The organism is Acidimicrobiales bacterium (assembly GCA_035540975.1).
Taxonomy (GTDB): Bacteria; Actinomycetota; Acidimicrobiia; order Acidimicrobiales.
Map to the genome: position 1 here is coordinate 1 of DATLFN010000100.1, position 11,574 is coordinate 11,574.

The 11,574-nt window shown below is 74.4% G+C and carries 12 protein-coding genes; 6 read left to right on the forward strand and 6 right to left on the reverse strand.

Translation table 11 applies throughout. The features are described 5' to 3' along the window. Positions 1-228 (reverse strand): hypothetical protein (locus VM242_10840; GenBank protein ID HVM05661.1); only part of this gene is annotated, 228 nt, incomplete at its 3' end. A gap of 20 nt (positions 229-248) precedes the next feature. Here VM242_10840 and VM242_10845 point away from each other — a divergent pair. Further along, entirely contained in the window at positions 249-569 is a 321-nt protein-coding gene (locus VM242_10845) for a cell division protein CrgA (GenBank protein HVM05662.1), read from the forward strand. Between the two features lie 6 nt (positions 570-575). Here VM242_10845 and VM242_10850 read toward each other — a convergent pair whose 3' ends face one another. From VM242_10850 to VM242_10870, 5 genes are all read right to left on the reverse strand, one after another. Next, a complete protein-coding gene (locus tag VM242_10850; GenBank protein HVM05663.1) occupies positions 576-824 on the reverse strand; it encodes a hypothetical protein in 249 nt (82 codons plus the stop codon). A gap of 29 nt (positions 825-853) precedes the next feature. Then, positions 854-2,497, reverse strand: coding sequence for a SpoIIE family protein phosphatase (locus VM242_10855; GenBank protein HVM05664.1), 1,644 nt, complete (start codon positions 2,495-2,497; stop codon positions 854-856). Positions 2,498-2,550: 53 nt separating this feature from the next. Next, positions 2,551-3,729, reverse strand: coding sequence for a thiolase family protein (locus VM242_10860; protein ID HVM05665.1), 1,179 nt, complete (start codon positions 3,727-3,729; stop codon positions 2,551-2,553). Between the two features lie 116 nt (positions 3,730-3,845). Next, entirely contained in the window at positions 3,846-4,481 is a 636-nt protein-coding gene (locus VM242_10865; protein ID HVM05666.1) for a peroxiredoxin, read from the reverse strand. A gap of 149 nt (positions 4,482-4,630) precedes the next feature. Beyond that, positions 4,631-5,929, reverse strand: a complete 1,299-nt coding sequence (locus VM242_10870) for a hypothetical protein (protein ID HVM05667.1) — start codon at positions 5,927-5,929, stop codon at positions 4,631-4,633. A 187-nt stretch (positions 5,930-6,116) separates the two neighbouring features. Here VM242_10870 and VM242_10875 point away from each other — a divergent pair, with 187 nt between their 5' ends. The 5 genes from VM242_10875 to VM242_10895 all read left to right on the forward strand — a co-directional run bounded on the left by VM242_10875 (position 6,117) and on the right by VM242_10895 (position 11,399). Continuing rightward, the gene (locus tag VM242_10875) at positions 6,117-7,028 is read left to right on the forward strand and encodes an acyl-ACP desaturase (protein ID HVM05668.1); all 912 of its coding nucleotides are present in this window, start codon (positions 6,117-6,119) and stop codon (positions 7,026-7,028) included. Between the two features lie 67 nt (positions 7,029-7,095). Then, a complete protein-coding gene (locus VM242_10880) occupies positions 7,096-8,376 on the forward strand; it encodes a CAP domain-containing protein (protein HVM05669.1) in 1,281 nt (426 codons plus the stop codon). Positions 8,377-8,476: 100 nt separating this feature from the next. Continuing rightward, positions 8,477-10,294 (forward strand): DUF4012 domain-containing protein, encoded by a 1,818-nt coding sequence (locus tag VM242_10885; protein HVM05670.1) that lies wholly within the window; start codon positions 8,477-8,479, stop codon positions 10,292-10,294. A gap of 76 nt (positions 10,295-10,370) precedes the next feature. Beyond that, positions 10,371-10,679 carry a hypothetical protein gene (locus tag VM242_10890; GenBank protein HVM05671.1) on the forward strand — a complete coding sequence of 103 codons (309 nt, stop codon included), beginning with the start codon at positions 10,371-10,373 and terminating at the stop codon, positions 10,677-10,679. Positions 10,680-10,727: 48 nt separating this feature from the next. Then, positions 10,728-11,399, forward strand: a complete 672-nt coding sequence (locus tag VM242_10895) for an MOSC domain-containing protein (protein HVM05672.1) — start codon at positions 10,728-10,730, stop codon at positions 11,397-11,399. Positions 11,400-11,574 lie beyond the last annotated feature (175 nt).

The following is an 11,574-nucleotide window of genomic DNA, read 5'->3' on the forward strand; positions in this document are numbered from 1 at the left end:
CTCGCCCCCCGCCCGCTCCGTGCGCAGCTGCTCCACCTGGCGGCGCAGGATCTCGACCTGGCGGCGCAGGGTCGTGGTGGACTGCTGCTGGCGCTCGATGAGGTCGGCCAGGCGGTACTCGCTGCTCAGGCGGGCCGACGGGTCCGCCGGACGCGACCGCACGACCACCGCGGCCAGGAAGCCGAGGAGGATGCAACCGACGGCGAGGAGCAGGCGGGAGCGCGGCACCGGGTCGCTAGTCTGCCTCCATGGCGAAGCCCGAGCGCAGCCGCCCCAAGGCGAGCGAGCCGTCCACCAAGGGCGCCCGGCGGTCCACGCCGGCGGCCCGGCCGGGCACCGGCCGCGTCACCCCGAAGGGGTCGAACCGGTACACGCCGCCCATCCCCAAGGAGCTGAAGGTCAGCCCCCGCTGGGTGCCGGTCCTCATGTTCACGCTGCTGGTCCTGGGCATGGTCGTGATCGTCGCCAACTACCTCGAGGTGCTGCCCGGCGACGCCAAGAACACGTATCTCTTCCTCGGGCTCGGCTTCATCACCGCCGGCTTCATCACCGCCACCCGCTACCGCTGACCGCGCCTACTCGTAGGCGGGCGCCACCGGGACCATCTCCTCCATGCAGTGGCGGGGCGGCGGCGGGTCCTCGTCGGGAGCGGCGGTCATCTTGAGCTCCATGCCGCAACTCGTGCAGCGGTAGCGGAGGCTGACCCTGCGCAGCTCGCCCGGCGGCGGGGGCGCGGGGGCCGGCCGGCCCAGGAACCTCAGGACGGCCACGCCGGTGCGCAGGATGACGACGAACATCACCAACGCGATGAGCAGGCGAACCACCCCCCGAGCGTAGCGAGGGCGGCGGTGTGTCAGCCGCGGGGCGCGGGGGCGGGGACCTCGAACCACACCCGCTTGCCCTCAAGGGTGGGCAGGACGCCCCAGGAGGAGGCCAGCACGTCCACCAGCACGAGGCCCCGGCCACCCACTTCGTCCGGCTCGGGCGACCGCTTCCGCGGCATGGCCCGGGAGCCGTCGCCCACCTCGACGCGCAGCCGTTCGCCGTCGTAGCGGACGATCACCGTGAAGCGGGAGCGGGCGTGGCGCACGGCGTTGCTGGCGAGCTCGCTGGAGAGCAGCTGGACGTCCCCCTCGACCACCTCGGGCATGCGCCAGCTGCGGAGCACACCGGCCAGGAACTGCCGGGTGGCGGGGACGCTGGCGACGTCGGCCGGCAGGGCGATGCGGGCCTCGCGCGGAGCGAGCGGGCGCTGGTGCCACAGGCCGCCGTGGGGGTCGCCCACCGGGTACCCCGGGAGGTCGAGGAGGTCGGCCGGCACCCCGGTGGCGGCGGCCAGGCGCTCGATCGAGTTGTCCTTGGCGTCGGGCGGCACCCGGACGACCAGGACGGCGATGTCGTCCCGGGCCCGGGCCCCGGCGAAGCGGTTGGCGCCGTCGAGGACCCGTTCGGCGATCACGTCGGCCGTCTCTCCGGCACACGCCAGGAGGATCGACGGCAGCGCCTCGTCACCGAACTCCTCGCCCGCCGCGTTGCGGGCCTCGGTGATGCCGTCGGTGCAGAACAGCAGGGCGTCGCCCGGCCCGAGGCCCACCCGGTCGTCGGTCACCGTGGCCGTGTCGAACATCCCGACCGGGGTGCCGGCCTGCCCGCGCAGGTCGATCCATCCCGCCCGCCGGACCACGATGGGCCGCGGGTGGCCGGCGCACGCCAGGGTCACCCACGCGCCGCAGACGTCCAGCTCGAGGCGGGCGTACACGACGGTGCAGAACCGGTCGTCGGCCTCCACCGGTGCGTCGGCCACCAGCCCGGCGTTGACCTCGTCGAGCACGGCCGACGGGAGGGCGTGGTGCACGGCGGCGGCGCGCAGCGTGTAGCGGGTGAGGGCGGTGAGCGAGGCGGGACCGGCGCCCTTGCCGCAGACGTCCCCCACGGCCAGGCCCCAGGCGTTGGGACCGAGGCGGAAGACGTCGAAGAAGTCGCCCCCCACCAACAGGTCGCTGTCGCCGGGCCGGTATCGGGTGGCGACGTCCATGCCCGGCACGGTCGGCGGGCGGGGCGGGAGCAGGCTGGCCTGGAGGGTGTCGGCCAGCGCCCGCTGCTGGCCCTCGGCCCGGCGGAGCTCGGTGACGTCACGGAAGTACCACGCCCAGCCCAGCTCCGCTCCCGCCCCGTCCCGCAGGGGCACCCCGTGGCGGTCGAGCACCCGACCGTCCAGCATCTCCACCGAGTCGTGGGTGGGGACGCCCGACGCGTAGGCGCGGTGCACCGCCTGGAGGAACGCCTCGGGGTCGCGCACCATCGCGGTGGCCGCCTCGAGGGCGAGGCTGTCCTCGCCCACGCCCAGGACCTCGGGCGGGAACCGCCAGATCTCGGCGAAACGGGCGTTGGCGTAGACGAACTGGCCGTCGGGCGACACCACCACCATCCCGTCGGGACTGTGGTGGGTGAGAGCGGCGAGGACCTCGGCCAGCAGGCCCCCCGGTGGCGCGTACATCACCGACCAGTGTGGCAGCCGGGCGGCGCTTGCCGGATCGGGGCCACAGGGGATCAGCCCAGCCGCTCGACGACGAGGGCGTTGGCCAGGCCGCCGCCCTCGCACATCACCTGGAGCCCGTAGCGCCCGCCCCGGCGCTCGAGCTCACCGACCAGGGTGGCGAGGAGCCTGGCCCCCGACGCCCCCAGCGGGTGGCCGAGGGCGATGGCGCCGCCGTTGGGGTTGACCCGCTCCATGTCGGGGCGGATCTCCCGCTCCCATGCCAGGACGACGGAGGCGAACGCCTCGTTCACCTCCACGACGTCGATGTCGTCGAGCTCGAGCTCGGCCCGCTCGAGCACCCTGGCGGTGGCCGGGATGGGACCGGTGAGCATCGTGACGGGGTCCACCCCGGCCAGGGCGAACGCCGTGAACCGGGCTCGCGGGGTCAGCCCCAGGGCCGCGCACCGCTCCTCGCTCACGATCAGGGCGGCGGACGCCCCGTCGGTGATCTGCGACGAGTTCCCGGCCGTCACCCGCCCGCCGTCCGGCTTGAACGACGGCTTGAGGGTGGCCAGGACCTCGACGGTGGTGTCGGGCCGGATCCCCTCGTCGGCGGCGAGCACCCGCCCGGTGTCGTGGCCGTGGTCGTCCCGGACCGCCACGGGGACGATCTCGCGGTCGAACCGGCCCGCCGCCCGGGCGGCGGCCGCCCGCTGCTGGGAGCGGGCCGAGTAGGCGTCCAGCTCCTCGCGGGTGAGGCCCCAGCGCTGCGCGATCAGCTCGGCCGCCATCCCCTGGGGCACCAGCCCGCCGGCCTCGGCGTACCGTGCGAACACCGCCGGCCCGAAGGGCATCCCGCCGACCTGGAGCGACGCCCCGATGGGGACGCGGCTCATGGACTCGACCCCCCCGGCCACCACGACGTCGTAGGCGCCGGCCATCACCCCCTGGGCGGCGAAGTGGACCGCCTGCTGCGAGCTGCCGCACTGCCGGTCGACCGTGGTCGCCGGCACCGACTCGGGGAAGCCGGCGGCCAGCACGGCGTTGCGGGCCACGTTCAGCCCCTGCTCGCCCACCTGCATCACGCACCCGAGGATGACGTCGTCGACGAGCCCGGGGTCGAGGTCGTTGCGGGCGACCACCGCCTTCAGCACCTCGGCCGCCAGGTCGGCCGCGTGCCAGCCCTTCAGCGACCCCTTCCGCTTCCCACCCGCCGTCCGGACCACGTCCACCAGAACCGCCGAGACCATGGCGGTCAGTGTGCCTCACGCCACCAGGAACGGACCGGGCGCGACGGGGCGGGTCGCCCCCCGGCCGGGGCCCGCCCCGTCGGGCCCGACGAGGACCCTCCGGTTGCGAGGACGACCTACCGGTTGGGCTGGGGCGTCACCCGCAGGTAGGGCTTCTTGGTCTCGAAGCCCTTGGGGAAACGCTCCTTGGCCTCGTCGTCGGAGAGGGCGGGGGCGACGATGACGTCGTCGCCGTCCTTCCAGTCGGCCGGCGTGGACACCATGTAGTCGGCCGTGAGCTGGAGCGAGTCGATGACCCGGAGAATCTCGTCGAAGTTGCGGCCGGTGCTGGCCGGGTAGGTGAGCGTGAGCTTCACCTTCTTGTCGGGGCCGACCACGAACACCGAGCGCACCGTCTGGGTGTCGTTGGCGTTGGGGTGGATCATCCCGTAGAGGTCGGCCACCGAGCGGTCGGGATCGCCGACGAGCGGGAAGTTGAGGGCCGCCCCCTGCGTCTCCTCGATGTCCCTGGCCCACTCCTCGTGGGACTCGACCGGGTCCACGCTGAGGCCGACGACCTTGGTGTTGCGCTTCTCGAACTCGTCCTTCAGCTTGGCGACCCGGCCGAGCTCCGTCGTGCACACCGGGGTGAAGTCCCGCGGGTGCGAGAAGAGGACGCCCCACCCGGCGCCCAGGTACTCGTAGAAGTTGATCTTCCCCTCGGTCGTCTCCGCCGTGAAGTCCGGTGCGACGTCGCCGAGCTGCAGTGCCATGGTCCCTCCCTGGGATCGTCGATTGTCGACCTGTCAGGTCAACAATACTCCCGGACGGCGCCTGTTGCGTGCCGGACGCGGCAACGGCCGGGCCCTCCACCCGAGAGTGGGGGGCCCGGCCGCTCGTCCGACCGGTCAGGCCTTCGGCTTCAGTCGCGTGCGGGGGCGCAGAGCAGCCCGTTGTTGTACGCGTCGAGCGTGCTCTTCAACGGCTCACCCGTCCTCCACGCCGCGCTGCTGCCGGTGACCCCGCTGCCGGGGGCGTTGGTGGCCAGCCAGGCGTTGGCGGCGGCCAGCGTGGCCGTGATGCAGCTCCCGTCGGCACCGTTGGCGACGTTGAGGGAGGCGGCGATGAACTGGGACGCCAGCGCGTAGCTCAGGTCCTTCGACTTCGGCTGCCCGAGGATGGCCAGCAGCTGCGCCTTGGTGTACGTGGTGGTGCCGAGCACGAGCGAGTCGACCGGCCACGCCTCGGGGTGGTTCTTCCAGTAGCCGGGCGTGCCGGTACCGGCTCCCTGCCGCACCCCGGGCACCGAGAGCGTGCCGACGATCCACGACAACGACGCCGGGAGCCGCCCCGACCCGTCGCCGGTCGACAGGACCTGCACGGTGGCGCTGGTCGCGCCGGCCGGGATGGTCACCGGCATGGTCTTGGCGTCGAAGTCGGCGCCCTGCTCGCTGAACAGCGGGTTGACCATCGTGGTGGTGACACCGCCCGTCGTCACGACGATGGCGTTGGGCCGGTTGGGCTCCACGCTCGCCGCCATCACGCCCAGGGTCGCCGTGCGGGGCTCAGCGGCGGCAGGGAAGTTGAAGGTCTGCGGCACGGTGGTGTCGCGCGGGGCGGGGAAGCTCACGAACGCCAGGTCGATGCCGTCGCGGACCGCGATGGCCGCCGGGGTGGTGCCCTGGTCGTAGATCACGACGACGCCCGCACCGTTGTTGGCGAAGTCGTTGGCCAGCCCGGCCACGGTCAGGCTCGTGTTGCCGGCGCCCACCAGGCCGAGGCCGGTGACGTCGGCCCGGAAGCCGGCCGCGTGGACGTCGTCGAAGAAGAAGGTCGGGCCGCCGATCAGCGAGCCGGTCACCGAGGTCCCGTTCAACGTCACCGTGTTGTCGGGCGTCGAGCCCTGGTGGACGTGGCCCTCCCAGTACAGGAGCACCTGCTTCACCGTGGCCCCCGCCGGGACCGAGACGGTGAAGGTACCCGGCTGGTTCGCCACGCCGGTGTGCCCGCCGAGGCCCACCCCGGCCACGGACACGCCGGTACCGGTGGCGACGGTGACGCCCACGGGCGGGCCCAACGTCTCGGTGCCGTCGGCGCCGGCCAGACCGGCACCGACGATGCTCGCCGTGCCGATCAGCGCCACCGCGGCGGCGCCGCGCCTCCGCCCGCGCCTCTTCGCGACCCGCGGCTCGTCCAGCAGTCTCAGATCCCTGTCGATCACGCTCGCCCCCCATCGTCGTGGAGGGACGGACGCCCCTCCATCTCGGCTATCGGCGGCGTCCGGGCGCGAAGCCCCACCCGCCGTACGGACGAGTCAACCATGCCGACGCGCGGTTTTCCAGGGTCTTCGGTCACTTCACCCCTTGCGCGGTGGAACGCCTACCGACCAGTAGGTAGGCTTGCGGCCCATGGATGACCGTGCCCTGTTGCAGGAGCTCGAGCCGACCGTCGCCCGCCTTCTCGACCACCACCTCGCCAAGGCCAAGGAGTGGTTCCCGCACGAGATGGTCCCGTGGAGCCGGGGCCGGGACTTCCAGCCCGACGAGGTCTGGGACCCCGAGGAGTACGCCGTCCCCGACGAGGTCCGCAGCGCGCTGTTCCTCAACCTGCTCACCGAGGACAACCTGCCGTACTACTTCCACACCATCCAGAACGTCTTCGGCGACGGGGCGTGGGGCGAGTGGGCGCGGCGGTGGACGGCTGAGGAAGGGCGCCACGCCATCGTCATCCGTGACTACCTCACCGTGTCGCGGGCGCTGGACGCCCGCGTCCTGGAGAGGGCGCGCATGCGCCAGGTGTCCGACGGGATCACCCCCGAGCCCGAGAACCCGGCCGACACCATGGTGTACGTCACCCTCCAGGAGCTGGCGACGCGGATCTCCCACATGAACACCGGCAAGCTGCTCACCGACCGGCCCGGCTACGAGGTGATGGCGCGGGTCGCCGCCGACGAGAACCTCCACTACCTGTTCTACCGGGGGGTGACCGACGCGGCGATGGAGATCGACCCGTCCATGGTCGTCCTCGCCATCGACCGCCAGGTCCGGGAGTTCGCCATGCCGGGTACGGGGATCGACGACTTCCCCACCCACGCCGCCCGCATCGCCAAGGCGGGGATCTACGACTTCGTCCAGCACCACGACCACATCCTCCTGCCGCTCGTCGTAAGGCACTGGCGGCTCGAGTCGCTGGAGGGCCTGTCACCCGAGGCCGAGGAGGCGCGCCAGCGGGTGCTCAAGCACGTGTCCCGGGTCGGCTCGGCGGCCGGGCGGCTGCGGGCCCGCCGGGAGCGGGAAGCCCAACTGGTCGACGCCCGCTGAGCAGAGCCGTCGGCGCCCTCACCCGTCGCCTCGGCGCGGACCGGGCGATTCCGGTAGACAAGGCGGAATGCCCTTCTCGCCCGCGGCGGCGCGGCGTCCCGCCGTCCTCGTCGCCGTGGCCGCGGCCCTTTGGTGCCTGGTCCTCACCGGCCTGCCCTCGGGGCGTGGCATCGCCGGGGCGGACACGGCGGCCGACGAGCGGGCGCTGGCGGGCCGCCTCAGTGACCTCCGCGCCGGCCGGGGCCTCGCCGCCCTCGCCACGGACGCCCGCCTGTCACATCAGGCGCGGGACTGGTCGGCCCGCATGGCCGCCGCCGGCCGGCTGTCCCACCACCCCGACCTCGCCTCGGCCGTGGGCGCCGACTGGACCCGCCTCGCTCAGAACGTCGGGAGCGCCACGACGGCCGCCGAGGTGCACGACCAGCTGGTGGCCAGCGCGTCGCACCTCTCGAACATGGTGTCGCCGTCGTTCAACGCCGTGGGGATCGGCGTCGTGGCCGCCGGCGGGCGGGTCTGGGTCACCCAGATCTTCATGCTGGCGCCGGCCGGGTCCATCGTCTCGGAGTCGTCCGGCACGGTCTACGGCGCCCTCTCGGACGGCAGCGCGTGGTACCGGCTCGTAGGCAGCCGGGGGGAGACGTTCGGGTTCGGCGCGGTGGCGGCCCTCCCCTCGGTGGTGACGGGGTCGCCCGTCGTGGGCGCCGCGCCCTCGCCCAGCGGGCTGGGCGGGTGGATGGTCACCACCACCGGGGCCGTCCTCACCACGGGCGACGCACCGGCCCTGGGGTCGCTCGCGGGGACGGCGCTGAACCAGCCGATCGTGGGGATGGCCGCCACGCCGTCGGGGCGGGGGTACTGGCTGGTCGGCCGGGACGGTGGCGTGTTCTCGTTCGGCGACGCCCGGTTCTTCGGCTCCGCCGGCGCCATCCGCCTCAACCAGCCCATCGTCGGGATGACGGCCAGCCCCACCGGCAACGGCTACTGGTTCGTGGGGGCCGACGGAGGCGTCTTCGCCTTCGGGGACGCCCGGTTCCTCGGTTCGACGGCCGCCCTGCGGCTCAGCCAGCCGGTGGTGGCCATGGGATCGACGCCCTCCGGCCGCGGCTACTGGCTGGTGGCCCGGGACGGCGGGGTGTTCGCCTTCGGCGACGCCCCCTTCCTCGGCTCCACCGGCGCCATCGCCCTGGCCAGGCCCATCGTGGCCATGGCCCGGACGGCCTCGGGCCGCGGCTACCGCTTCGTGGCGGCCGACGGAGGCGTCTTCTCGTTCGGCGACGCCACCTTCCTCGGCTCGGCGACCGGGCGGGCCCTCACCTCACCGGTGGTCTCCGTCATGGCCGGCGGCTGAACCGCCGCGGTCGGCTCGTCCCGTCCCCCGGTCGTCTCGCTGATCGCCGGCGGGTGACCCGCCCGCGGGCGGACCACCCGCCCGTCGTACGCTCTCGCCGGTGGATGCCGGTCCCGACGAGCCGCGGCCCGAGGCGGCGCCCGCCGGGGCCGTCGGGCCCGAGGGACGCCGGCGGGGCCGGCGCTTCGGCGTTGCCGCGCTCGTCGTGCTCGGCCTCGCCGGGTGGGCGGCGACGTGCGCCGTCACCCTCGCCCAGGCTCGCCGCGACGCGCTGGCCGGCATCGACGCCGTCGAGCGGGCCGAGGAGCTGACGTCGCCGTCCGAGCTGGTCGACGGGACGGCCCTGGCCCCGCTGCGGCAGGCGGGCGACGCCTTCCGCCGGGCCCGGCGGGGCCTCGACAACCCGGCCGTGCTCCCCCTGCGGGTCCTGCCCGTCGTCGGGCGCCAGGTCCGCTCGGCGCGTGCCCTGGCCGGGGCGGCCGACGACATCGCCGCGATCGGGACGCAAGCCGTCGAGGAGGCCCAGGAAGCGCTGGCCCAGCCCCGCGACACCGGCCCCGAACGCGTCGCCCTGCTCCGCCGGCTCGGCACGGCGGCGGCGCGCTTCGAACGCCGGCTGGCCGCCGTCGACCTCGGGCCCGGCCGCGCCCTGGTCGACCCGCTGGCCGAGCGGCGGGCCGAGCTGGTCGAGCGGCTCGGCGAGGTGCGCGACGCCATGGGGCGGGGTGCCGTCGTCGCCACCGGGCTGGCCGACCTCCTGGCCGGCCCGCGTACCTACCTCGTCATCGGCGCCAACAACGCCGAGATGCGGGCCGGCTCGGGGATGTTCCTCAGCATCGGCCTGCTGACCTTCGCCGACGGCACCCTGTCGCTCGGCGGCTTCCGGCCCGCCCCCGAGCTCCTGCTGGCGCCGGAGGAGGCGCCGCCGATCGCCGACGCCGACCTCGCCGCCCGCTGGGGATGGATGGAGCCCAACCGGGAGTGGCGCAACCTCGCCGCGTCGCCGCGCTTCGCCGCCAACGCCGAGCTGGCCGCGGCCATGTGGCGGGCGCGGGAGGGCGAGGAGGTGGAGGGCGTGGTGATGGTCGACCCGGTCGCCCTCCGCGGCCTGCTCACGTCCACCGGGCCGGTGGCGGCGGGGGACGTGACGGTCTCGGCGGACGACGTGCTCTCGCTGCTCCTCCACGACCAGTACGCCGGCATCGACGAGGGGGGGGACGAGGCCCAGGCGGCCCGGCGGGAGATGCTGGGCCTCATCGCCGCCGCCACCCTCGACGCCGTGCAGAGCCAGGAGGGCGACGTCGGCGCGCTGGCCACCGCCTTCGGGGAGATGGCGGCGGGCCGCCACCTGCTGGCCTGGTCGCGCCACCCTGGCGACCACGCGATGTGGGAGGCGGCCGGCGTGACCGGTGCCCTCACCGAGCGCTCGCTGTCCGTCGCCGTCCTCAACCGGGGGGGCAACAAGCTCGACCCCTTCCTCGACGTCGACGCCGCCCTCGACGTGGAGACGTCGGCCGGCGGCGGCGGCCACGCCGTCGAGCTGGGGGTCACCATGCGCAACACGGTCCCGGAGGGCGAGAACAGGTACGTCGCGGGCGGCGGCCACCGGGGCCTGGAGGACCTCCCGCCCGGCGCCTACCGCGGGCTGGTGAGCGTCAACCTCCCGGCGTTCGCCACCGACGTCCAGGTCGAGGGCGACCCGGCGCTGGCGGCAGCCGGTCCCGACGGGCCGACCACGGTCGTGGCGTGGGAGATCCGCGTCGACCGGGGCCAGACGGTGACGGCCGTCGTCCGCTTCCGGCTGCCGTCCGAGCTGCGCCGGCTGACCGTGGAGCCCTCGGGCCGGTTCCCGCCGGTGGCGTGGTCGGCCGAGGGCCGGTCGTGGGAGAGCGGGCCCCGCCGCGACGTTGCGTGGTGAACCGCGCACCGTGTGTCGCTTCGTCCCGTCCGGCCCGGTACAATGGGCCCGAGAGGCGTTCGAGGGGGTAGGCAAGATGGTGACCGCAGCGTGGCTCCCGAAGGTGTTGGCGGCCGGGGGAGCCGTCCTCGCGCTGTCCCTGCCCGTGGCGGCCGGAGCCCAGACGGTGCCCGCGTACCCCGGCGGGAACCCGCCCCAGGTCATGAGCGAGAACCTGAGCCGCGAGGTGCCCACCAGGGTGCTCGGCGAGTCGATCACCCGCTCGAGCGGCGGCGACACCCTGCCGGTCACCGGCGGCGACATCGCCGGCATGGTGGCCGTCGGCGCCGGTGCCATCGCCACGGGCGCCGTCCTCGTCCGCCGCAGCCGGGCCCGCACCGCCTGACCGCACCAGCCCCGGCGCCCGGCCCCGTCCCGCCGTAGCGTCGCAGCCATGACGGTGCGCGTCGTGTCGGTGAACGTGGGCAAGCCGCGCACCGTCGAATGGCACGGTCGCAAGGTGCGCTCCGGCATCTGGAAGGAGCCAGTGGACGGGCCCGTCGAGGTCTCCGGCGTGAACCTCGCCGGTGACGACCAGGCCGACCGGCGGGTCCACGGCGGGACCCACAAGGCGGTCTACGCCTACGGGGCGGACGACTACCGGTGGTGGTCCGAGAAGCTGGGCGTGGAGCTGGGCCCGGGAACGTTCGGCGACAATCTCACCGTCGACGGCTACGACCTGCGCGACGCCGAGGTGGGCGAGCGGTGGCGGGTCGGCACGTGCGTGCTCGAGGTGAGCGAGCCGCGGTCCCCGTGCTTCAAGCTCGGCATGCGGATGGGCACGGCCGACTTCGTGGAGCTGTTCGACGTCGTCGGCCGCTACGGCACCTACCTGCGCATCGTGGAGGAGGGCACGGTCACCCCCGGCGACGAGGTCGAGGTCGTCTCCCGGCCCGAGCAGCGGCTGACGGTCGTCGAGCTGGCCGAGGCCACGCACACCGACGACGCCGACCTGCTGGCGCAGGTCGCCGCCCACCCGGCGGTGGCGCCACGGTGGGCCGAGGCCGCCCGCCGCCGGCTGCGCCGCCTCTCGGCCTCGGGACGCCGGGGCCCGGCCGCCCTGTGAGGCGCACGGGGCCGCCTGTGCGCTCCCGTTGCCAACCATGGGTTTGCGAGAGCCCATCCCGGGACGGCACGCCGAGGGCACGAGCCGATCCGGTGACGGGCCGACGGGGCCCGACACGAACTTCGTGGTGGAGACGATGGGACTCGAACCCACGACCCCCTGCTTGCAAAGCAGG

Excerpts from the sequence above, each read along its gene's own strand:
- VM242_10895 (HVM05672.1), top strand. The coding sequence starts at position 10,728 with ATGACGGTGCGCGTCGTGTCGGTGAACGTGGGCAAGCCGCGCACCGTC.
- VM242_10890 (HVM05671.1), top strand. The coding sequence starts at position 10,371 with ATGGTGACCGCAGCGTGGCTCCCGAAGGTGTTGGCGGCCGGGGGAGCC.
- VM242_10845 (HVM05662.1), top strand. The coding sequence starts at position 249 with ATGGCGAAGCCCGAGCGCAGCCGCCCCAAGGCGAGCGAGCCGTCCACC.
- VM242_10855 (HVM05664.1), bottom strand. The coding sequence starts at position 2,497 with ATGTACGCGCCACCGGGGGGCCTGCTGGCCGAGGTCCTCGCCGCTCTC.
- VM242_10860 (HVM05665.1), bottom strand. The coding sequence starts at position 3,729 with ATGGTCTCGGCGGTTCTGGTGGACGTGGTCCGGACGGCGGGTGGGAAG.
- VM242_10875 (HVM05668.1), top strand. The coding sequence starts at position 6,117 with ATGGATGACCGTGCCCTGTTGCAGGAGCTCGAGCCGACCGTCGCCCGC.
- VM242_10865 (HVM05666.1), bottom strand. The coding sequence starts at position 4,481 with ATGGCACTGCAGCTCGGCGACGTCGCACCGGACTTCACGGCGGAGACG.
- VM242_10880 (HVM05669.1), top strand. The coding sequence starts at position 7,096 with ATGCCCTTCTCGCCCGCGGCGGCGCGGCGTCCCGCCGTCCTCGTCGCC.